General features: G+C 63.0%; 24 protein-coding genes and 1 pseudogene. 12 read left to right on the top strand and 13 right to left on the bottom strand.

The window, feature by feature from the left end; translation table 11 throughout:
• Positions 1–52: 52 nt before the first annotated feature.
• Together C7W88_RS06920 and C7W88_RS06915 are read right to left on the bottom strand one after the other, a co-directional pair.
• The gene (locus C7W88_RS06920) at positions 53–2,479 is read right to left on the bottom strand and encodes a DNA translocase FtsK 4TM domain-containing protein (RefSeq protein ID WP_118073000.1); all 2,427 of its coding nucleotides are present in this window, start codon (positions 2,477–2,479) and stop codon (positions 53–55) included.
• Between the two features lie 95 nt (positions 2,480–2,574).
• Positions 2,575–3,108, bottom strand: a complete 534-nt coding sequence (locus C7W88_RS06915; RefSeq protein ID WP_240344870.1) for a thiamine phosphate synthase — start codon at positions 3,106–3,108, stop codon at positions 2,575–2,577.
• Between the two features lie 22 nt (positions 3,109–3,130).
• Here C7W88_RS06915 and C7W88_RS06910 point away from each other — a divergent pair, with 22 nt between their 5' ends.
• Together C7W88_RS06910 and C7W88_RS06905 are read left to right on the top strand one after the other, a co-directional pair.
• Positions 3,131–3,796, top strand: a complete 666-nt coding sequence (locus C7W88_RS06910) for a YggS family pyridoxal phosphate-dependent enzyme (protein WP_118072999.1) — start codon at positions 3,131–3,133, stop codon at positions 3,794–3,796.
• Between the two features lie 121 nt (positions 3,797–3,917).
• Positions 3,918–5,213 carry a GGDEF domain-containing protein gene (locus tag C7W88_RS06905; RefSeq protein ID WP_118072998.1) on the top strand — a complete coding sequence of 432 codons (1,296 nt, stop codon included), beginning with the start codon at positions 3,918–3,920 and terminating at the stop codon, positions 5,211–5,213.
• 37 nt (positions 5,214–5,250) lie between these two features.
• On the opposite strand, the gene C7W88_RS06900 is transcribed toward C7W88_RS06905, so the two are convergent.
• Positions 5,251–7,533: a TonB-dependent receptor gene (locus C7W88_RS06900; protein ID WP_205525269.1), complete on the bottom strand. Its 2,283-nt coding sequence runs from the start codon at positions 7,531–7,533 to the stop codon at positions 5,251–5,253.
• A 160-nt stretch (positions 7,534–7,693) separates the two neighbouring features.
• Positions 7,694–9,145, bottom strand: coding sequence for a pyruvate kinase (pyk, locus tag C7W88_RS06895; RefSeq protein ID WP_205525268.1), 1,452 nt, complete (start codon positions 9,143–9,145; stop codon positions 7,694–7,696).
• Between the two features lie 74 nt (positions 9,146–9,219).
• On the opposite strand from pyk, the gene C7W88_RS06890 reads away from it, so the two are divergent.
• The 3 genes from C7W88_RS06890 (at position 9,220) to C7W88_RS06880 (ending at position 10,813) form a co-directional block, all read left to right on the top strand.
• Positions 9,220–9,528: a DUF1244 domain-containing protein gene (locus tag C7W88_RS06890; protein ID WP_240344869.1), complete on the top strand. Its 309-nt coding sequence runs from the start codon at positions 9,220–9,222 to the stop codon at positions 9,526–9,528.
• 96 nt (positions 9,529–9,624) lie between these two features.
• Positions 9,625–9,876, top strand: coding sequence for a DUF2312 domain-containing protein (locus C7W88_RS06885; protein ID WP_039333612.1), 252 nt, complete (start codon positions 9,625–9,627; stop codon positions 9,874–9,876).
• A 76-nt stretch (positions 9,877–9,952) separates the two neighbouring features.
• Complete coding sequence (locus C7W88_RS06880) at positions 9,953–10,813, top strand: SDR family oxidoreductase (RefSeq protein ID WP_118072994.1); 861 nt, start codon at positions 9,953–9,955, stop codon at positions 10,811–10,813.
• Here the strand turns inward: C7W88_RS06880 and C7W88_RS06875 are convergent.
• Positions 10,810–11,499, bottom strand: a complete 690-nt coding sequence (locus C7W88_RS06875; protein WP_118072993.1) for a type II CAAX prenyl endopeptidase Rce1 family protein — start codon at positions 11,497–11,499, stop codon at positions 10,810–10,812. The genes C7W88_RS06880 and C7W88_RS06875 overlap by 4 nt on opposite strands.
• Before the next feature lie 107 nt (positions 11,500–11,606).
• On the opposite strand from C7W88_RS06875, the gene C7W88_RS06870 reads away from it, so the two are divergent.
• The 6 genes and pseudogenes from C7W88_RS06870 to ruvB all read left to right on the top strand — a co-directional run bounded on the left by C7W88_RS06870 (position 11,607) and on the right by ruvB (position 15,670).
• Positions 11,607–12,371 (top strand): YebC/PmpR family DNA-binding transcriptional regulator, encoded by a 765-nt coding sequence (locus C7W88_RS06870; RefSeq protein ID WP_039333607.1) that lies wholly within the window; start codon positions 11,607–11,609, stop codon positions 12,369–12,371.
• Between the two features lie 5 nt (positions 12,372–12,376).
• Entirely contained in the window at positions 12,377–12,727 is a 351-nt protein-coding gene (locus C7W88_RS06865; RefSeq protein WP_118072992.1) for a DUF3147 family protein, read from the top strand.
• A 1-nt stretch (position 12,728) separates the two neighbouring features.
• Positions 12,729–13,205, top strand: a complete 477-nt coding sequence (ruvC, locus tag C7W88_RS06860) for a crossover junction endodeoxyribonuclease RuvC (protein ID WP_118072991.1) — start codon at positions 12,729–12,731, stop codon at positions 13,203–13,205.
• A gap of 36 nt (positions 13,206–13,241) precedes the next feature.
• On the top strand, positions 13,242–13,751 hold the full coding sequence (locus C7W88_RS06855) for a nucleoside deaminase (RefSeq protein WP_240344868.1): 510 nt from the start codon (positions 13,242–13,244) through the stop codon (positions 13,749–13,751).
• 137 nt (positions 13,752–13,888) lie between these two features.
• A pseudogene (gene ruvA / locus C7W88_RS06850) lies at positions 13,889–14,505 on the top strand (Holliday junction branch migration protein RuvA).
• Between the two features lie 136 nt (positions 14,506–14,641).
• Positions 14,642–15,670, top strand: a complete 1,029-nt coding sequence (gene ruvB / locus C7W88_RS06845) for a Holliday junction branch migration DNA helicase RuvB (RefSeq protein ID WP_118072990.1) — start codon at positions 14,642–14,644, stop codon at positions 15,668–15,670.
• Between the two features lie 40 nt (positions 15,671–15,710).
• On the opposite strand, the gene C7W88_RS23575 is transcribed toward ruvB, so the two are convergent.
• Together C7W88_RS23575 and C7W88_RS23570 are read right to left on the bottom strand one after the other, a co-directional pair.
• Positions 15,711–16,181, bottom strand: coding sequence for a hypothetical protein (locus C7W88_RS23575; protein ID WP_240344867.1), 471 nt, complete (start codon positions 16,179–16,181; stop codon positions 15,711–15,713).
• Between the two features lie 45 nt (positions 16,182–16,226).
• Positions 16,227–16,853 (bottom strand): hypothetical protein, encoded by a 627-nt coding sequence (locus C7W88_RS23570; protein ID WP_240344866.1) that lies wholly within the window; start codon positions 16,851–16,853, stop codon positions 16,227–16,229.
• Positions 16,854–16,857: 4 nt separating this feature from the next.
• Between C7W88_RS23570 and C7W88_RS23565 the strand changes: the two genes are divergently transcribed.
• A complete protein-coding gene (locus C7W88_RS23565) occupies positions 16,858–16,947 on the top strand; it encodes a PEP-CTERM sorting domain-containing protein (protein ID WP_230487715.1) in 90 nt (29 codons plus the stop codon).
• 94 nt (positions 16,948–17,041) lie between these two features.
• Here C7W88_RS23565 and C7W88_RS06835 read toward each other — a convergent pair whose 3' ends face one another.
• From C7W88_RS06835 to C7W88_RS06810, 6 genes are all read right to left on the bottom strand, one after another.
• A complete protein-coding gene (locus C7W88_RS06835; protein WP_118072988.1) occupies positions 17,042–17,224 on the bottom strand; it encodes a hypothetical protein in 183 nt (60 codons plus the stop codon).
• Between the two features lie 64 nt (positions 17,225–17,288).
• Entirely contained in the window at positions 17,289–17,615 is a 327-nt protein-coding gene (locus C7W88_RS06830; RefSeq protein ID WP_240344865.1) for a DUF1294 domain-containing protein, read from the bottom strand.
• Positions 17,587–17,868, bottom strand: coding sequence for a hypothetical protein (locus C7W88_RS06825; RefSeq protein WP_118072987.1), 282 nt, complete (start codon positions 17,866–17,868; stop codon positions 17,587–17,589). Before C7W88_RS06825 ends, C7W88_RS06830 begins: the two co-directional genes overlap by 29 nt.
• A 13-nt stretch (positions 17,869–17,881) precedes the next feature.
• Complete coding sequence (locus C7W88_RS06820; RefSeq protein ID WP_118072986.1) at positions 17,882–18,187, bottom strand: nucleotidyltransferase family protein; 306 nt, start codon at positions 18,185–18,187, stop codon at positions 17,882–17,884.
• Positions 18,184–18,579, bottom strand: a complete 396-nt coding sequence (locus C7W88_RS06815; RefSeq protein WP_118072985.1) for a nucleotidyltransferase substrate binding protein — start codon at positions 18,577–18,579, stop codon at positions 18,184–18,186. The genes C7W88_RS06820 and C7W88_RS06815 overlap by 4 nt, the downstream gene beginning before the upstream one ends.
• A 169-nt stretch (positions 18,580–18,748) precedes the next feature.
• Positions 18,749–20,302 (bottom strand): anti-phage dCTP deaminase, encoded by a 1,554-nt coding sequence (locus C7W88_RS06810; RefSeq protein ID WP_162895940.1) that lies wholly within the window; start codon positions 20,300–20,302, stop codon positions 18,749–18,751.
• Positions 20,303–20,337 lie beyond the last annotated feature (35 nt).

Here is a 20,337-nt window from a genome sequence, read left to right as displayed (position 1 = left end):
CGGGGTTAAGTTCCGATGTCGGAAAATTCATGAACTTGTGCATGGGTTGCGGTCAGAGGACGTTGCCATCCTTGTCGCGGTAGATCTCGCGCCGGCCGACGTGGTTGGCGGGGCCGACGAGGCCATCGGCCTCCATGCGCTCGATCCACTTCGACGCGGTGTTGTACCCCACGCCCATCTGGCGCTGGATCCAGCTGGCCGAGGCTTTCTGGCTTTCGAACACGAGCTGGCAGACCTGGCGGTACTTGCGGTCTTCGGGGTTGTCCGAGGCGCTGTCGATGTCGTCGAAACCAAAGCCGCCGTCTTCCGGCTCTTCCGTAACCGAATCAACGTATTCGGGACTGCCCTGACCACGCCAGTGATCGGCGACCTTCTCCACTTCCTCGTCCGAAACGAACGGGCCGTGGACGCGCTTTATCGGGTCGGTGTTGGGCTTGTAGAGCATGTCGCCCTTGCCCAGCAGCTGTTCGGCGCCCTGTTCGCCAAGGATGGTGCGGCTGTCGATGCGGCTGGTCACGGCAAAGCTGATGCGGGTGGGCAGGTTGGCCTTGATCACGCCGGTGATGACGTCGACCGAGGGGCGCTGCGTGGCCATGATCAGGTGGATGCCGGCGGCGCGGCTCTTTTGCGACAGGCGCTGGATCAGGACTTCGATTTCCTTGCCGACCGTGACCATGAGGTCGGCCAGCTCGTCGACGATGACCACGATCTGCGGCAGCACTTCGTAATCGAGCTGCTGCTCCTCGAACAGTTCCTCGCCCGTATCGGGATCGAAGCCGACCTGGATGCGGCGACCAAGCGGCTTGCCCTTGGCGAGCGCCGCACGGACCTTGTCGTTGAAGCCCGAGATGTTGCGCACGCCGATCGAGGACATCTGGCGATAGCGCCGCTCCATTTCCTCGACCGCCCACTTGAGCGCGCGGACAGCCTTGGCCGGCTCGGTCACCACGGGTGAGAGCAGGTGCGGGATGTCGTCGTAGGACTTGAGTTCGAGCACCTTGGGATCGACGAGGATCAGGCGGCACTGCGCGGGCGTCAGGCGATAGAGCAGCGAGAGCAGGATGCAGTTGAGGCCGACCGACTTGCCCGAACCAGTGGTACCGGCAACGAGCAGGTGGGGCATCGTCGCAAGGTCGGCCACGATCGGTTCACCGGCAATGTCCTTGCCGAGGATGATCGGCAGCAAGGCCTTGGAACTGGCGAACTTTTCGCAGGCGATCAGTTCGCGGAAAGACACCATGTCGCGGATCGCGTTGGGCAATTCGATGCCCATGACGGTGCGCCCCGGAATGGCCGAGACACGCGCCGAGATCGCGCTCATGTTGCGGGCGATATCGTCTGCCAGGCCGATGACGCGGCTGGCCTTGATGCCGGGCGCCGGCTCCAGCTCGTACATGGTCACGACCGGGCCGGTACGCACCGCGGTGATCTCGCCCTTGACGTTGAAATCGTCGAGCACGTTCTCGAGCAGGCGCGCATTGCGTTCGAGCGCCAGCTTGTCGATCTTCTGGGTGGAGCCTGCGGGGGCTTCGACCAGCAGGTCGATCGAGGGCAGCTCGTACTTGTCGAACAGGTCGCCCTGCCGTGCCTTGGGCGGAGCAGCCGCAGGCGCAGGCGTGCGAGTGGGGTCGCTGATCTCGGTCGGTTTGCGCTGCGACAGCGCTTCCTCGACGTCGATGGCCTCGGCGGCCGCACGCGCTTCCTTCTCGCGGCGCTCCTTCTTTGGCGGACGGGCAGTGGCTTCGTCCTCTAGGTCTCCGAGGTCAACCTGACGCGGCGAACGACGCAGGAACGACGGCAGGCTGAGCATCCCGGCCCAGTCGAACGCAAAGATCCGGCTGGCGATGGCGAGGCCTCCTGCAAGCGAGGCAAGGCCAAGCGGAACCGAGAACCACAGCGCGGAAACCTGCGGCACCAATCCGGCGAGCCCATTCACCGCCGCTGCGCCAAGCAGGCCCGAAAGCCCACCCGGCCCGGCAGGCAGGCGGCTCGACGTGCTGCCACCCCAAAGCGAGAGCGCCGTGCCAATCAGCGCCATGGCAACCAGCAACAGCAGCGTAGGGCGCCACCAGCTCGGCGGCGGCGCTGCGTCCCCGTCCTCGTCCTCGTCCTCGTCAAGATCGATGAGATCGCTTTCCGAATCCCACAGGCGCCGCGAAAACACCCACAGGAGCGGAAGCAGCAGGGCGCCCGGCAGACCGAAGAACAGCAGCACGCGCTCCGATGCCCATGCGCCGGCAAGGCCCATCCAGTTCTCGACCGGGCTGCCCGAAGCCGTGCTTCCGGACGGATCGGTCTGCGTATAGCTCAACAGCGCCAGCGCCAGAAACACCATCGCCGCGGCCAGGATGCCGCCACCGAGCAGTTCCAGACTGCGGCGCAGCGAGCGGCGCAGAACGGCGCGCCAATCGGCACCACGTTGGCCTCCTCGCGCGTTCGATCCGCGTGCCTGCGCGGTGGTTGCTGCCCGGCTTGCCATGAACTTGTGCCTATCCCTGCCCTTGCGCGCCCATCATGCGCCCGAAGGGGACTCACCGTCAAGAATCCCGACAGGAATTGCGACGAGTGAAGGGTTTAGGCCAGCCCGTCGATCGCCGCCCAACCATGGACCGGCAGCCGTGCGGCGCGCTGCCGGGTCATCCCGCCCAGCGCGATCACCGGCACTGGCGAATACCTCGCCAGCATCAGGAAGCGAACCGGCCCAAGCACCTTGCCACCCGGATGCGATCGCGTGCGGTAAACCGGCGAAAGCAGAATCGCATCGGCCCTGGCGCGTGCTGCTGCGGCGATTTCCCGTAGCGAATGGGCCGTGACCAGACGCAGGCCGGGGCTCCCCGCAACCTTTCCGGCTGCGCCATAGACGCCATCGACACGCCACATCCTCGGGACGCGGGCGCCGATGACCATGACGCCGCGGCGCGATGCCAGTCGGGCCAGCGTCGTGAAGCGGGCGCGCCGCGCGGCACGGACAAGGTGATAGTGCCTGAACACCAGCGCATCTCCCCGTCCCAGCCGCGCCAGCGCGCGCTCCAGCCCGGCATCGTTGCGCGCATCGCTCAACAGCACGCGTCGCGGCACCTGTTTCGCGATGGTCTGGCGCTTTTGCATCGTGGCGCTATAGCACCGCGCCATGGAACAGGCAGTCCCTTCATCGCCGCTCGAACAGGTCCGTTCGCGCATCGCCACCGCCGCGCGCATCGCCGGGCGCAAGGCCGATGAGGTGACGCTGATCGCAATCTCCAAGACCAAGCCCGCCGAGGCGATCCTCGATCTGATCGCGCAAGGCCAGCGCGTGTTCGGCGAGAACCGCGTCCAGGAATCGCAGGACAAGTGGCCCGCCATCCGCGCGGCCCATCCCGATGTCGAGCTTCACCTTGTCGGCCAGTTGCAGTCCAACAAGGCCGAAGACGCGATTGCCCTGTTCGATTGCATCCATTCGGTCGACCGCCCCAGCCTCGTCACCGCCTTAGGCAAGGCGCAAGACAAGCTTGGCCGCAAGGTGCCCTGCTTCGTCCAGGTCAACATCGGCAACGAGGAGCAGAAGGGCGGCTGCGCAGTGGCCGAATTGCCCGCTCTGCTGACGCAGACCCGCGAAGCCGGTCTGGACGTGATCGGCCTGATGTGCGTGCCGCCTGCCGGGATCGAGGCCGCGCCTTTCTTCGCCCTGCTCGACAAGCTGGCCGACGACAATGGCCTGAACCGCCTGTCGATGGGCATGAGCGATGATTTTGAAACGGCAGTGCAGCTGGGCGCGACCCACATCCGCATCGGCTCGGCGCTGTTCGGAGCGCGCTGAACCGGGCGACACGATGGTAAACCGCAAGTAGCGGTTGCAGCCGTTGACTTACGGCCCGCGGGTTAAACGCGTTCTTACCCCACTGCCCGGCATATCCCGATAATGGGAGGTTGCCTGACCTGTGGCAGATCGCGAAACATCGGATAAACGCCAGCTGACCGACGACGGGAAAGCGCTGGAGAAAGTGCATGTTGCGACTCTCGTCGCTCATGCGCTGGTGCTGTGCACGGTCGTCTTGCCGATGGTCGTTGCCGACAAATACCACGACCTTCTCGCCATAGCGGCAGCCTGCTGCATGGTCGCACTCTTTGCGTTGCAGATCGTCCTGAAGCGTGCCGCCGAATCGGTGCGCAATCGAAACCTCGCAAACTTCCTCGTCACCCGCGATTCGCGTGAACAGATCCAAGAGCTGTTCGCGATGACCGACATGCTGCAGGCGGCAGAAACCTATGAGGACGCGGGCGCAGTCCTGATGGCAACGGCACGCCGGTTGCTGCCCGGTTATGGCGCGGCCTTGTTCGTGTTCAACAACTCGCGCGATCGCCTGGATCTGGCGCGGGCCTGGGACATGCCTGAGGGCTACCGGGTGCCCGAAATGCTCTCCCCTTCCAACTGCTGGGCATTGAAACGCGGCAAGCCGCATATCAATTCGCCAGCGGTGGGAACCCTGTGCTGTGCGCACCACCCTTCCGAGATCGCCACAGTGGAAATGCCGATGATGGCATGCGGACAATTGCACGGCCTGCTGATCATCGCCCATCCGGATACGCAGGACGCTTACGAGGACATTCTCGAAATCCGGCGCCTTGGCCGCGCCTTGGCCGACTCCATGTCGCTGGCCCTGTCCAACATTGCCCTGCGCGAGAAACTGCGCACGCAGTCGCTGCGCGATCCGCTCACCGGGCTTTACAATCGCCGCTACATGGAAGACGCGCTGGAGCGCTTCGTGTCGCTCGGTTCGCGCACCGGGGCAAGCACCGCCGTGGTCATGCTGGATCTCGACAACTTCAAGAAGCTCAACGACGAACACGGTCACGCCAAGGGCGATGCGGTCTTGCGCGATGTCGCGGCGCAAATCGTGGGTTGCCTCAGGCCGACCGATGTCGTTTGCCGTTATGGCGGTGAGGAACTCGTCGCGATCCTGCCCGACTGCTCGCTGGAAGACGCGATGGACAAGGCCGAAATCCTGCGCCAGCGCATCGAATCGCTGAGCGCCAGTCACGAATGCGGGATCTCGGCCTCGCTCGGCATCGCGACCATCCCGGAAACGGCAACGTCGGCAACCGACATCGTGCCGATTGCCGACGCTGCGCTCTATGCTGCCAAGAAGGCCGGCAAGAACTGCGTGATCTCTGCCGAAAAGCGCGCTGGCCGCGAAGCGCCTAGGCTGGCAACGATCAAGTCACGCCAGAACTGACCGCTGCGGAGCAGTACACCCCGCAGCGCCCACTGCCTCAGAAGTCGGCGTTCAGTTCCACGCCCAGCACGCGTCCGCGCACCAGCGGCGAGAACGTCCCGGCCTTGGGATTGTCGGCAAACGGCCGGTCGACGCCGGTCGAAAGCGGGCCACCGAACACCGGAATCTGCGCCGCCGTACCCAGCTGGGTATCACCACCATGCTGGACCTGATCGAGCAGGTTGCGGCCATAGACCGTGAAGGTCAGCCCACCGGTCTTGTAGCTGATCGAGGCGTCGAGGTTGTCGGACGACGTGATCCAGCCAAAGTTGTTGTCGGTATAGGCAAACCGGTCGCGATGCTGGAAGTTGGCGCGGGCGACGATGGCATTGCCCTCGCCCACCGGGAAATCACCCAGCACGCCAAAGCCATAGGTCCACTTCGGCGTGCGCGGCAGGTCGAGCGCCTTGTCGGCGTCGTTGACCACGCCGTCGCTCGAAATGTCGAACAGCACCTTGGTGTACTTGGCGTCGATGTAGCCGAAGTTCGCGGTGATCAGGAAGTTCTTGCCCAGGGCGAAGCGACCTTCGCCTTCGATGCCGGTGATGCGGGCGTCGGCGGTGTTGAAGATCGACTGGGCAACACCGGCCGCAGACCCTTCGTTGACCTCGCGCTGCATGTTGCCAACTTCGGTGCGGAATGCCGCCAGGTTGAGCGTCAGCTTGCGGTCAGGCGTCTGGAACTTGGTGCCCAGTTCGAAGCTGTCGACCTGCTCTTCGTCAAACGACAAGCCGCGCGTTGCAGCGACGGCTTCGAACGCGCGGGCATTGGTGATGCGGAAGTTGTAGCCGCCCGAACGGAAACCGCGGGTCCAGTTGCCATAGACCTGCGCATCGTTGTTGAAGCGGTACTGGAAGCCGAGCTTCGGGCTCCAGTTTTCCCAGGTGCGCTTGTCTGTGAAACCGTTGTTCTCATTCGGGATCAATGAATTACGGCCCGATGTCGGGCACGTACCGGCCACGACCGAACAGTTGGTGCGGGGCCGGATATAAGTGACGGCCACGTCCTTGGTTTCCTTGGACCAGCGGATACCGGCGGTCAGCGTCAGCTGATCGGTCACGTCGAAGTCACCCGAGGCGAACAGGCCGAGCACGTCATGGTCCTGGCGACCGCCGCCGATCTGGGTCAGCGGGCTGATGAACGAGGGGAAGAAGCGCAATTCGTCGTAGCGCAGGTCCTGCGTGAACCAGAAGCCGCCGGCCGTGAAGTCGAGCGCACCGAAGCGGTTGTTGTAGCGGATTTCGTCCGAGTACTGGCGCTGCTTGAACAGGGTGTTCGAGTGGAAGACGAACACCGGCTTGGCGTCGATGTCGCCGCCAGTCGAGGCGTCATAGTCGCGGAAGCCGAAGATGTTGGTGATCTTGCCGTCGCCGACGTCGATCTCGGTCTTGTGCGTCGCGAACCAGGTGCGGTTCTTGTAGAAGCCGGGATTGTCGATCGCAAAGTCGAACGTGTCGCGCTTGTACAGGCCATGGTTCTGGCCGGCCGGACCATCGCCCTCGCTGTTGAAGTATTCGACCTTGGCCACCATGCGGATGGCCTCCGACGGCAGGAATTCCAGCGCACCGCGCACGATCTGGGTCTGCGCCTTGCCGAAGTCGCTGCCGTCGAACAGGTTCTTGAAATAGCCCTCGTCGTTGTTGACGTAGCCACCGATCTTGAAGTTCAGCACGTCCTTGATCAGCGGGCCGGAGACCACGGCCTGCGCTGCAAAGTTGCCCGATCCGCGCCCGGAATCGACCGGTCCTTCGTAGAACACGCGGAAGTTGGCGCGCAGATCCGGGGTCGGATCGCCGGTGTTGATCAGCACCGCGCCGCCAGTGGTGTTGCGGCCATAGAGGATGCCCTGCGGTCCGCGCGCCACTTCGACCGAGCCGAGATCGAACACGTCGAACACCAGGCCGTTGTTCACGCCGATGTAGACGCCATCGACGAAGACGCCGACGGTCGGGTCGATCGAGGGGATCGAGCTGTTGACGCCAAGCCCGCGGATCGAGAAGTTGGCGGTCCCGCGCGAGGTGCCGACCTGGTCGAGCGAGACGTTCGGCGCGCTATAGGTCAGCGTCTGGATATCGCGCACCTGCAGCGCCTGCAGGCTTTGCGCGTTGAACGCGGTGATCGCAACCGGCACGTCCTGGACGTTTTCGACGTCCTTCTTCTTCGTTGCCGTCACGATGATGTCGGCGTTGAGCACGTCGATCGCCGACTGCTCCTGATCCTGCGCCGCCTCCTGCGCCTGGGCGACACCCGCGCCCGTGGCGACGAGAGCGATCGCGCTCAAGCCGCCGGAAAATGCACGTACGACCCTGTTCCTTGTCTTCAGCATTCTCAGCTCCCGTTATATTTTGTGGAGCCGAAAATGCCCGCTGCGCGCCAGCGTTCAACCTGTTTTCAAGTGAGCAATTAAATCTTACACGCAGCGTTGCAGATTTACATCATTGTCAGCTGTGCTGATCCAGCTCGTTGCCGGTCAGCGTGACGACGTGCAGCAGGTTCGTGGCGCCCGGAGTGCCGAAGGGAACACCCGCCAGGGCTACCAGCCGCGATCCGGCCGTGCCGAAGCCATGGCGCAGCGCCATGCGCTTGCCCTTGGCGATCATTTCTTCGAAGCTGCCGATGTCCTTGGTGCTGACGGCATGTGCGCCCCACAGCAGGCCGACCTTGCGCGCGGTCTTCTGCGACGGCGTGAGCACCAGCATGGGCACGCCGGGCCGTTCGCGCGCCACGCGGCGGGCGGTCGACCCCGACCCGGTGAAAACGATCACCCCGGCGATCGGCAGGGTGTTGGCGATGCTCGCCGCAGCCTGCGCCAGCGCGTCCGCGGTGGTCGGATCGGGCAGGGTCTCGATGAAGTGGACGCGCGCGCCATAGCCTGGATCGGCTTCGACCTGCGCGGCGATGCGGTGCATGATCGTCACCGCCTCTTCCGGCCAGGCCCCTGCGGCGGTTTCGGCCGAGAGCATGACCGCGTCGGCGCCGTCGTAGACCGCGTTGGCAACGTCGGACACTTCGGCGCGGGTCGGCGTCGGCGCCTCGATCATCGATTCCAGCATCTGCGTGGCGACGACCACCGGCTTGCCCTGGCGGCGTGCGCTTTCGACGATGCGCTTCTGCAGCGGCGGCACTTCCTCGGGGTTCAGTTCGACGCCGAGGTCACCGCGCGCGACCATGATGCCATCGGAAAGCTCGATGATCTCCTCCAGCCGCGATATGGCGGCGGGCTTCTCGATCTTGGCCATCAGCGAACCGTAGCCCCCCATCAGGCGGCGCGCTTCGGCGACGTCCTCGGGCCGCTGCACGAACGACAGGGCGATCCAGTCCGCGCCATGCTCCACCGCGAATGAAAGGTCACGGCGGTCCTTGTCGGTCAGTGCCGGGACCGGCACCACGGCATCCGGCACGTTGACGCCCTTGCGATCGGAGATGACCCCACCAACCTCGGCAGAGCAGAGAATCTCGTTCTGATCGGCCCGGATCACGCGCAGGCGCAGCTTGCCGTCATCGATCAGCAGGCGCTGGCCCTTCTGCAGGATGCCGAAGAGTTCAGGGTGCGGCAGCTGCACGCGGGTTTCATCGCCCGGCTCGGGGTTGCGGTCGAGCGTGAAGTGTCCGGAGTGGCGGATCACCGCGCGGCCTTCCTTGAACTTGCCCACGCGCAGCTTCGGCCCCTGCAGGTCGCACAGGATCGTGATCGGGCGGTTCACCTTCTTCTCGAGCGCGCGGATATTGGCGATCGTCTCGGCATGGGTGGCGTGTTCGCCATGGCTCATGTTCACACGAAACGCATCGGCCCCAGCGCGGAAGAGCTTCTCCAGCATCTCCGGCTCGCGGCTGGCGGGACCTACCGTGGCGAGGATCTTCACTTTCCGTCCGCGAGGATCGAGCTTGGCCACGGCTTTGGTACTCCTTATGAATCTTCCGCGATGCGCTATGGCCCATGCCATTTCAAAACCCAAGGATGTTTACAGTGGATACGAATGCAATCGATGCCCTGCCCGATTCCGTAGCGGCCGCCGCCTTCCGCCGCCTGGTCAAGCACCTCCAGCATCGCCACGACGCCCAGAACATCGACCTGATGGGTCTTTCGGGCTTCTGCCGCAATTGCCTTGCCGACTGGATCATCGAAGGCGGTTTCGAAGGCGACAAGGCCGCAGCGCGCGAAGTGATTCACGGCCTGCCCGCTACAGAGTGGAAAGCCCGCTATCAGACCGAAGCGACGCCGGAGCAGCTCGCCCGGATGGAAGAAAGCCTGAAGAAGAACGCCGGATCTCACTAATCCCCGGACTATCCACAGGCCCGGTTTTGCCCGAATCCGGTGGCGCGTCTATCAGCCCCGCCACCTGATTCACCCGCATACCCGGAGACTTTCCCGATGGTCGAATTCGACGACGCCAAGACCGCAGACGATCGTCTGCGCCTCCTGATCGAGCGCATCGAGCGCCTGGAAGAGGAAAAGAAGGGCATCGGCGACGACATCAAGGATGTCTACAACGAAGCCAAGGCGACCGGCTACGACGCCAAGATCATGCGCCAGATCGTCCGCCTGCGGAAAATGAAGCCCGACGACCGCCGCGAGATGGAAGCCGTGCTCGAAACCTACAAGAACGCCCTCGGCATCGACTGATCGCGTTTCCCGGGCAGGGGCGGAACCACCACCCTGCCCGGCCATTGGCATCCTGTAGTTTCAGCAGGATAGCCCAATGACCCAGACCGCCACCGTCCGCCCGCCGATCCACGAGGACGGCCTTCCCGGCAGCGAGGCGAACCTCGATCCCAAGCCCGAATGGCAGCCGCGCTATCCCGGCTCAGGGCGGCTCAAGGGCAAGGTGGCAATCGTCACCGGGGCCGACAGCGGCATCGGACGGGCCGTCGCAGTCTTGTTCGCGCGCGAAGGCGCAAAAGTCGCCATCGCCTATCTCAACGAAAGCGAGGACGCTGCCCGCACCCGTGAACTGTGCGAGGCCGAAGGCAGCGAAGCGCTGACCTTTGCCGGCGACCTCGGCGATCCGGAAGTGGCCCACGCCCTCGTCGATCTCGTCATCGGCGATTGGGGCCGCCTTGACGTCCTTATCAACAATGCGGGCGAACAGCACCCTGACAAGGACATCCGCGACATCACCGCCGATCAGCTGCAGCGCACCTTCCAGACCAACATCTTCTCGATGTTCTATCTCGTTCAGGCTGCGCGCGAGCACCTCAAGCCCGGCGCCGCAATCGTCAACTGCACTTCGATCACCAGCTACAAGGGCGAACCCGAACTGCTCGACTATTCGAGCACCAAGGGCGCCATCACCGCCTTCACCCGCGCCCTGTCCGAACAGCTCGTCGGCCACGGTATCCGCGTCAACGCCGTAGCGCCCGGTCCGATCTGGACGCCGCTCAATCCGTGCGGTGGCGCCACCGAGGAAAAGCTCGAGCACTTCGGCGAAAACACGCTGATGGGGCGCCCCGGCCAGCCCAACGAAGTCGCCCCGAGCTTCCTGTTCCTCGCCTGCGAGGATTCATCCTACATGTCGGGCCAGGTCCTGCACCCCAATGGCGGGACAGTCGTTAACGGCTAACCCCAGTTCAGCGCCACGGCCAGCACGATCGCGTTAGAGGCGATGTGGTTGAGGATCGAAGCCAGCAGACCCAGCCTCACCCGCATGTGCGCGAACATCAGGCCTGACCAGAACTGCGGCAGCACCATCGGCACGGCAGCCAGCGTAACGCTCGCGTAGTTCGCCAGATGCATCGCGGCAAACAGCGCAGTGGTGCCGTAGACCAGCAGGGCGAAGTGCCGGGAGAACCACGCGGGGACCGATCTGTCGCGTCGCTTGCGCCACCAGACAACACCGGTTGCAACAATCGTGGCCAGCAGAATCCCGCCACCTGCCAGCGGCTTGCCCCGGCCGAATGCGATGAACAGCGTCAGCCCGGCCAGCACCACGCCCATCAGCGCCAGCGCCCGCCGCGTTCCGCTCATCCAGCCCCGAAAGAACAGCTCTTCCAGCACCGGCGCCAGCAGTACCGCCCCGCCCCACAGCGCCAGCGGTCCCAGTCCCTCGAAGGCATTGGGCGGGGATAGAGCAAAGGCCTTCTGCCACAGCGCGATCAGCGGCATCACCACCAGCCCCAGCACGCCGATCTGGAACGCCGCCAGCACCACCCAGCGCGACAGCGCGCCATCGTCATTCAGGCCGGATGCCTCCATCGGCACAGGGCGGCGAAGGAAAGCGATGAGTTCGGCAAGCGTGGTGCGGATCATCGCTGCCTCATGCCTGCAATTGCGCCAATGCGCCACACCGATTGCCGGATGCGCCCGCGTCGGCTAGGGGCGGTGCAGATTCCAAAACCTCGCAAGAAGCACGGACCATGGCAGGCCATTCCAAATTCAAGAACATCATGCACCGCAAGGGCGCGCAGGACAAAAAGCGCTCGGCGATGTTTTCCAAGCTCAGCCGCGAAATCACCGTGGCCGCCAAGATGGGCATGCCCGATCCGGACATGAACCCGCGCCTGCGCGCCGCGGTCAACGCCGCCAAGGCCCAGTCCATGCCCAAGGACAACATTGCCCGCGCCATCGACAAGGCGTCGAAGGGCGAAGGCGATAACTACGAGGAAGTGCGCTACGAAGGCTATGGCCCCGGCGGCGTCGCGATCATCGTCGAAGCGCTGACCGACAACCGCAACCGCACCGCCACCAATATCCGCACTGCCTTCTCCAAGAACGGCGGAAACCTTGGTGCATCAGGCGCGGTGAGCCACGGCTTCGAACGCCTTGGCCTGATCGAATACCCCGGCAAGGTCGGTGACGAGGAGAAGGTCCTCGAAGCCGCCATCGAAGCCGGTGCCGAAGACGTCGAATCCGACATGGGTGATGGCGACGAGAATCCCGGCAGCCACCAGATCTGGGTCGCGGTCGAATCGCTGCACGAAGTTGCCCGCGAACTCGAAAAGACCCTGGGCGAGGCCGAAGGCGTCAAGCTGGCATGGAAGCCGAGCATGAAGACCTCGGTCGATGCCGACAACGCCGCCACCCTGCTCAAGCTGATCGACGTGCTCGAGGACGATGACGACGTCCAGACCGTCTGGGGCAATTACGACATCCCCGACGACGTCATGGAAACGCTGGGCTGATCGGCATGTGGCAACTGGCCGCGAAGGCGCTGCTCTCGGGCGTGCTGATCGCGGCCATTGCGGAAATCGGCAAGCGCCTGCCCACCTTGGGCGCGTTGGTCGCCTCGCTGCCGCTGGTCTCGGTGCTTGGCATGGTGTTCCTGTGGAACGCCCGGCCAGATGCGGAGAACATGGCGATCCATGCCGAGGCCACCTTCTGGTACGTCCTGCCCTCGCTGCCGATGTTCCTCGTCATCCCGGCGCTGCTGCGCCATGGGGTGTCGTTCTGGATCGCACTGGCCGCCGGCTGCCTGCTCACGGTCCTGCTCTATCTCGCCATGATGCAACTGGCCCCGCGCTTCGGACTGAAACTGTAACATGATCATATTGGGCATCGACCCCGGCCTCACCGTCACCGGCTGGGGCGTCGTCGCCAAGTCGGGCAGCCGGTTGAGCCACGTCGCCAACGGCCAGATTCGCACCGACAACAAGGCAACCATGGCCGAGCGTCTGGTCGAGCTCGATTCCGCGCTCGCCGCCGTGATCGACATCTACAAGCCCGACAGCGGCGCGGTCGAGGAGGTCTTCGTCAACGTCAACCCGCAGTCCACGCTCAAGTTGGGTCAGGCGCGCGGCGTTGCCATGGTCGCCGTTGCGCGCGCGGGGATCCCGGTGGCCGAATATCCCACCAAGGTCATCAAGAAGGCGCTGGTCGGCACCGGCGGCGCGGAAAAGCAGCAGATCCAGCACATGCTCAAGATCCTCCTGCCCGGCGTGCAGCTTGCCGGCGAGGACGCTTCCGACGCGCTGGCGGTGGCGATCACGCATGCCAACATGCTGGGCAGCCACCGCTAGGGCGGAACGACTGCGCACATCCGGCGTATGGATCGGATGGACGCACTGAATGACAGGCCGAGCGACGAAGACTGGATGGCCCGCGCAAGGGACCTTGCCGTCGCGCGCAAGGGCACCGATCCCGCCAACACACCGATCGCCGCGATCATCGTGCGGGACGGGCAACTGCTCTCGCACGGCGTAAACCGCACCGCCGAACACTGCGACGCGACCGCCCACGCCGAAGTCATGGCCATCCGCGCGGCGGGCAAGTCCTCCGGCGAAATGCGCTTTCCCGGCGCCACGCTCTATTCCACGCTCCAGCCCTGCGGCATGTGCACCATGGCCTCGATCTGGGCGGGCATCTCGCGCATCGTCTATGGTGCGGGCCGCGAGGACGTCCACGAAATGTACTTCGAAGACCGCCACCTCTCGACGCTCGACTTCGTGGCGGACGCCTACAAGGACGACCTGACGCTGACCGGCGGCGTGATGGCGCACGAATGCGCCGAACTCTACTACCGCCCGTGGGACAATGTACCCGAGGACCAGCAAGCCAACGATTGACGTCTCCCCTCCCGCAGGCGGGAGGGGCCGGGGGTGGGCAAGCAGCGAAAGTTCTCGCAACCAGCCGACACCACTCCACACATTCGCCGCGCTTAGCCTCTGGCCACGGCAAAAAGTTCCTGCCATAGGAACAAACCATGATCGCCAAGCTGACCGGCATTCTCGATGACACCGGGCCCGACTGGGCCGTGATCGACGTGAACGGCGTCGGCTATCTCGTGCAGTGCTCGGCCAAGACGTTGACCCATCTCGGCATCCGAGGCGACAAGGTCGTTGTCCATACCGAAATGCAGGTGAGCGAGACAGACCAGCGCCTGATCGGCTTCACCAGCGCCGGAGAACGCGCCTGGTTCCGCCTGCTCACCGCCGTGCAGGGCGTCGGCAGCAAAGTCGCCCTTGCGATTTTATCGGCCCTCGCAGTCGAGGAACTCCAACGCGCCTGCGCCCAGGGCGACGCCGCCATGGTCGCCCGCGCCAACGGCGTCGGCCCGAAACTCGCCAGCCGCATCGTCAACGAGTTGAAGGACAAGGCCGGAGGCCTCGCAGGCTACACCTCGCCCGTCGGCATGGGCAGCGGCGAAATATCCACCCCACCCCCGGCAACGCCAGCGCCGACGCCGTCTCGGCCCTGCAGAACCTCGGCTTCAAACCCGCCGTGGCGAGCAGCGCGGTGACTGCGGCGGTCAAGGAACTGGGCGAGGATGCCGGGCTCAACGATCTGGTCCGCGTGGCGCTGAAAAGGGCGGCGGGGTGAAGCGCGTGTTGCTACTTGGCTTACTTTTGGGTGGCCTGTCACTCGTTTGGCACTTTGGGTCCGCTGAAGTTGCTATCGACAGCTGCCTCGATGCCGGCGGGTCTTGGGATTACGCTGCACAGAATTGCCAGGACAAATGACCGATAACCCCCTCCTCTCCGCCGCCTCGCAGATCGAGGATCAGGACGCTGCCCTGCGGCCCAAGACGCTGGCCGAATTTGTCGGGCAGGCCGCTGCCAAGGACAACCTGCAGGTCTTCATCGAAAGCGCCAAGATGCGGCGCGAGGCGATGGATCATGTGCTGTTCTTCGGCCCGCCGGGCCTCGGCAAGACCACGCTCGCCCAGATCATCGCGCGCGAATTGGGCGTCAATTTCCGCGCCACGTCCGGCCCGGTCATTGCCAAGGCGGGCGATCTTGCTGCGCTGCTGACCAATCTCGAACACGGCGACGTCCTGTTCATCGACGAGATTCACCGCCTCAATCCCGTGGTCGAGGAAGTGCTCTATCCGGCGATGGAGGACCGCGCGCTCGATCTGATGATCGGCGAAGGCCCCTCGGCCCGCTCGGTGCGGATTGACCTGCCGCCCTTCACCCTGATCGGCGCGACCACGCGGCAGGGCCTGCTGCAAACCCCGCTGCGCGATCGCTTCGGCATCCCGGTGCGGCTGCAGTTCTACTCGGTCGAGGAACTGGAGCGCGTCGTCGCGCGCGGCGCTTCGCTGATGGGGATCGGCATCGATAAGGGCGGCGCCACCGAGATCGCCCGCCGATCGCGCGGCACCCCCCGCGTCGCCGGCCGCCTCCTGCGCCGCGTGCGCGACTTCGCGCAAGTGGCAGGCGCAGAGAAGATCACGCAATCCATTGCCGACAACGCGCTGACCCGGCTCGAGGTCGACAAGATCGGCCTCGACCTGCAGGACCGCCGTTACCTGACGATGATCGCCGACATCTACAAGGGCGGCCCGGTCGGCGTCGAAACGCTCGCCGCCGGGCTTTCCGAACCGCGCGACACGATCGAGGAAGTGATCGAGCCCTACCTGATCCAGCTTGGGCTGATCGCGCGCACGGCACGTGGACGGTGCCTCAACGATCGAGGATGGCAGCACCTCGGACTCACTCCGCCGAGCGGCTCGACACCGTCTCTCTTCGACCAGGCAGACTAGCGCCCGAGTCTGCCCTCCGCTGACGAGAGTTGCAGGAGAGTCAGGGGGAGTTGCCATGGAGTTGGATTCCAACCTTCATCCTCGCCGGCGGTTCGGTCCCATTCTGGCACAGAGTTAACGGTTCACCCGCTTCGGTCCCGTTTTCGGGCAGATTCACCGGTAAGAAGAGGGTTAACGGCATTGCCCCACGCGCCCCATCTGCGTTCTTCGATCGGTAAGGAAGGGTCAGCAGAGCATTAACCCGCTTCTGGTAGCCCCTTCCGCCGAGAACGAGAACGGAAGCAACGATCATGTCGGTTCGGATGGCATTGGCAAAACTGGCGGCGGCTGCAGCAGGCGGGGCGATGCTCGGCGGCGGCGCGGTGCACGTTTCTGAAGCGCCTTCGAAGGGCGAGATCCACCACGTCAAGCCGGTGAAGGTCAAGACGACCAAGCCCGCCAAGCGGATCGCGAAGCGCCCGGCCAAGCGCGAGATCCACCGCGCCCGCCGCGTCGTGACCACGACGACCACCAGGACCTGCGAGCCCGCGCCGCAGATGGCAATGGTGCCAGTGCCCTACATGCCGCCGATGCCGCCGCAGCCGACCGGGTCCAGCGGCGGCGGCGTTCCGGTGGTGATCGGCGGCGGCGGCATCGGCGGCTTCGGGGGCGGCTTCTTCGGCGGCTTCTTTGGCGGCAGCAGCGGCGGCGGTGGTAGCGTCGTCGTCTCGTCCACCAGCACCGGTTCCACCTCCACCTCGGGCGGGTCCACGTCATCGTCAACCTCGGGCGGATCGACCTCGACCTCCTCGGGCGGCATCACCAGTTCAACCACCACCGGCGGCGTCTCGACCTCGACCGGCGGCGTTTCCACCTCGACCTCGACGTCGTCCGGCAATGTCAGCACTTCGAGCGGATCGGTCAGCACGAGCTCGGGCAACGTCAGCACCAGCAGCGGCAACGTCTCGACCTCGAGCGGGAATGTCAGCACCTCGTCCGGCAACGTGAGCACCAGTTCGTCGACCTCGACCTCCTCGGGCAACGTCACCTCAAGCTCGTCGACCTCGTCGTCCACATCGAGTTCGACCTCAAGCTCGACGTCTTCGTCGACGTCGTCCTCGACATCGTCGTCGACCTCGTCGTCGACGTCTTCGTCCAGTTCGAACGGCGGCACCACGACCACCTCGTCGACCAGCAGCGGCACCGAAGTGCCCGAACCTTCGATGGTGATCCTGTTCGGCGCAGCAGCCGCCGGCCTGGTTGCCCGCCGTCGCTACGGCAAGCCGAAGAAGGCCTGAGCGAACCGGCGAACGATCCAGCCCGCCTTGCGGGTTACGGGAAGGGCGGCGTCCGGGGGAAGCCGCCCTTTTTCCTATGCGCTATTCGCGTGGACTAATCGCAGCCGCCGTCGCCGCAATCGCCGCTGCCGGCGTCGGTTGCCCACCACATGCCGCCCGACCTGTCGCCCGATTCCCGGCGCCGCTCGGACGCATCGGCCTGCGGCTTGAGAGCAACGAGCGCCAGCCCCAGCACAAGGATCACGATTGCGACAAATCCCCAGAACAATGCCGGCATGGCTCAACCCTCCGTCCGGGCAGAGAGTGCGCGCTTCGCGCAGCGCCGTCAAACGGCGATTGCCTCAAACCTGAACCATGCCGCCCGCATACCATCCCGCCGCGCCGCCAAGGGCCACGATCTGCAGGAATGCAATGGTCCGAAGCCGACCGACAAAAGGCTGCTTGCGCGTCTTGTGCCGGAAGACCCGCCGCGCCAGGAATGCGCCGGGCGTGCCACCAAGCAGCGCCCCCATCAGCAGGGTTGCTTCGGACGTACGCCAGTGCCCGCGCAGCGCGGCACGCTTGTCAAACCAGAAGGCGGTGAAGGTGTGAAGGTTGGCCAGCGCCAGCCAGGCCAGCGCCATCTTCAGCAGCGGCAGTTCAGCCAGCGTTTCCGGCACCGCTTCCATCCGAGGCCCTGGCGACCATATCCATGAAATTGCGCGCCGCCTCGCGGTCGTCAGCGTCCTTGAACGCCACGTCGAGATCGGGCGCAGACCCAAGCATGTGCAGCAGGGACCACAGCCCGAACCGGCGGGCGCGGTCCTTCTCCAGGCCGAAATCCACCAGCATCTTCTCGATCCCCGCCGCAAAGGCATCGGGGGTGACGGCGGTCAGATCATCGGTGCCGAAATAGCGGCGAAGCTGGTCATCGAGTTCCATGGGCGGCGCTATGTCAGAGAAGCGGCACGCCGTCACGATCGATGATCGCGGCGAATTCCGCGGATGCGGTGCGATAATCCACCAGATCGACCTTCCACGGCAGCGCGGATTCGCTGAACGCCTCGCGCAGTGCCGCCAGGACGGACAGCGAAAGCGGTTCGCTGGCTTCAAGCGAAAGGTCGAGATCAGACCAAGGCTTGGGCTTGCCGCCCGCACGACTGCCGAATGCCCGGACCGTGACATCTGCAGGCAACCAGTGCTTCAGGATCGCGCGCACTTCGGAAAGTTCGTCTGCGGTCAGGTGCAGGGTACTGGTCACGTCCGGGCCTGCAAGCGCTGCAAAAGGTTGCGCGCCTCGGCCAGGAAGGCCGGAATCGCGGCGACGACCTGCACCGCCTTGGCCTCGTCATAGGTGTGCGAGGTAATGTTGCGCATTTCGCGAAACGTGCGCCAATCAGCCCATTGCCCTGCGACCAGTCCCTGCTCGACACCGGTGCGGATCAGGTCCGGGAAGGTCAGCCGGTCAATCTCCTCGGGATTCGCCGCCCCCGCCTCAAGCGCGCGGCGGAGCATCTTGTGGGCAAGGTCGTAGGTAAACTCGAACCGCTGGACCAACCCATCGCGAATCTGCGCATCGCTTTCATCTGAGCGATAGCGTGCGAGGCCTTCGTCGAGGCGGGTTATGACATGCGCGAACGTGGAGAAATCCAATGGCTTTAACCTAAGAAAATCTCCACTCAACGCGCGTAGAGTTAGTTACGTACTCTTTATACTGCCGCTTCCAAAACTGTAATTTCGACCTTTATCGATTACTCCGGTATATTCCTTTGCGTAGCTATTGCGAACGCGCTCACTGTAATGTGAAACTTCATCCCGATCTTTACGAATTTGGTTCCACAGGCGCGATTCCTGCATGATTCTCTGCCTCTGCCACTACCGGAGTTCCGGTGCTTTCCCCTGTGGCGCTACAATGAATCATTTCAACGATGGTTGCAATCTGGCTTGCTACGAATGTTTCGAATTGTGGTCGCACAATCTCAGTGACAGCACCAATCGGCATTGCCTGCTCCGGCAACCACGCTGCGATGGCGCCATATGCGTCTTTACGCTTACGGTACGCGAATACGCGTTGGTAGAGAGTTGGTGAGATACCCCGGAATGACCGAAAAGTGATTTTGCCCGCGACCTCCCCACCGTCAGGTTCGGACTCGATTTCCCGATGATAAAGCGAGGTGGTTAGACTCTTCGGGTAGGGCTCAATATAAATAACCTCACGTATTCCTGAAGATATGATGTGCCTTGCACAAAGGTGACAAGGAAAGGTAGTGCAGTACAGCTTACTATCGATCAAAGGACGACCAATTTGCGCAGCCTGAGTTATGGCCTGCATTTCAGCATGAACCACTCTGCTAAATTCGATCAAATTCCTAAATCTCGCATTTTCCATGTCCTTTTTGTGATCTCCGTGCAGGAGATTATCAGCAACTCTCCCTAGATCGACCTCTTCTCCAATATAACCTGTCGATTTCAGTATTTCGAGAAACTCGGATATCGATCTCTTCACCTCGTTAAAATTGGGATCGTGCTTTTCTTCCTTATCTCGGTTATCACCGATATTACCTTCCCTACCTTCGAAGTAAAATCCACCGCCCGGATACGGGACCTCATTACAACCAGTCGATATAATATTTCCAACTTTATCGGATATTACCGCCCCTACCTGCCTTGATAAGTCGCACGACCTTAATGCCGTCGCCTTCGCGACGAACATCATATATTCGTCCAAAGTGGGAGTTATGAAGGGATCTTGGAATATTAATCTGATAAATCGTTTAATGTCTTCGACACATGAGCCGCTTTCAACGAAAAAATCTCCTTTCGGAAATGTATCCCGAACGCTTTGCCCAGTTTGATCCTCTCCAGCCTGATCAAATTCGATCAGATGTCCTGCTTGGTCGAAATGCTTATTTGCCACCGCCTCTTTGCGAGATCTTGCGATCTTATTAGCTAGAAATTGAAGACGATTTTCTTTCGGAGAATTTATAGATATTGTATAAAAATTTCTACCATATATTTGATCAAGTATATCTATTTCTTTGGGATTTTTAAGAGAGTCTATTATAAATGCCGTTGAGTTAGCGTATTCATTTTCTCTTTCCGCACGCAATGCGGACACGATTAGTGATGCAACACCAGACCCTTCACTCGAAAACTTTCTTATTTTATCGCCAGCGTCCATAAAGGTTCGCATACGCTCAAATTCATCGGAAATTGTTTCGACATTCAGCGCCTCAGCTATCGCTTTACTAACCTTTATTTCTTTGCAACGATAGTGGACGATAGACAACTGAGCTGTTAATTGTTGCTTTATTTCAGATAAATCCGTTCCTGCCGGACATATTAAACCAATTACTAGATTAGGTTTATCGTCCATCAACTGCACTCCTAGGAGCGCGAGGGGCCTAGCCC

It is taken from the genome of Novosphingobium sp. THN1 (genome assembly GCF_003454795.1).
Taxonomy (GTDB): domain Bacteria; phylum Pseudomonadota; class Alphaproteobacteria; order Sphingomonadales; family Sphingomonadaceae; genus Novosphingobium.
Note: the sequence above shows the minus strand (reverse complement) of the source record. Positions and strands in the feature narration are given on the sequence as shown.

Coding starts and splice junctions, on each gene's coding strand:
- C7W88_RS06870 (WP_039333607.1), top strand. CDS start 11,607: ATGGCAGGCCATTCCAAATTCAAGAACATCATGCACCGCAAGGGCGCG.
- C7W88_RS06910 (WP_118072999.1), top strand. CDS start 3,131: ATGGAACAGGCAGTCCCTTCATCGCCGCTCGAACAGGTCCGTTCGCGC.
- C7W88_RS06810 (WP_162895940.1), bottom strand. CDS start 20,302: ATGGACGATAAACCTAATCTAGTAATTGGTTTAATATGTCCGGCAGGA.
- C7W88_RS06920 (WP_118073000.1), bottom strand. CDS start 2,479: ATGGCAAGCCGGGCAGCAACCACCGCGCAGGCACGCGGATCGAACGCG.
- C7W88_RS06875 (WP_118072993.1), bottom strand. CDS start 11,499: ATGATCCGCACCACGCTTGCCGAACTCATCGCTTTCCTTCGCCGCCCT.
- C7W88_RS06880 (WP_118072994.1), top strand. CDS start 9,953: ATGACCCAGACCGCCACCGTCCGCCCGCCGATCCACGAGGACGGCCTT.
- C7W88_RS06885 (WP_039333612.1), top strand. CDS start 9,625: ATGGTCGAATTCGACGACGCCAAGACCGCAGACGATCGTCTGCGCCTC.
- C7W88_RS06855 (WP_240344868.1), top strand. CDS start 13,242: ATGGACGCACTGAATGACAGGCCGAGCGACGAAGACTGGATGGCCCGC.
- C7W88_RS06865 (WP_118072992.1), top strand. CDS start 12,377: ATGTGGCAACTGGCCGCGAAGGCGCTGCTCTCGGGCGTGCTGATCGCG.
- C7W88_RS06825 (WP_118072987.1), bottom strand. CDS start 17,868: ATGGAACTCGATGACCAGCTTCGCCGCTATTTCGGCACCGATGATCTG.
- ruvB (WP_118072990.1), top strand. CDS start 14,642: ATGACCGATAACCCCCTCCTCTCCGCCGCCTCGCAGATCGAGGATCAG.
- ruvC (WP_118072991.1), top strand. CDS start 12,729: ATGATCATATTGGGCATCGACCCCGGCCTCACCGTCACCGGCTGGGGC.
- C7W88_RS06835 (WP_118072988.1), bottom strand. CDS start 17,224: ATGCCGGCATTGTTCTGGGGATTTGTCGCAATCGTGATCCTTGTGCTG.
- C7W88_RS06830 (WP_240344865.1), bottom strand. CDS start 17,615: ATGGAAGCGGTGCCGGAAACGCTGGCTGAACTGCCGCTGCTGAAGATG.
- C7W88_RS06915 (WP_240344870.1), bottom strand. CDS start 3,108: ATGCAAAAGCGCCAGACCATCGCGAAACAGGTGCCGCGACGCGTGCTG.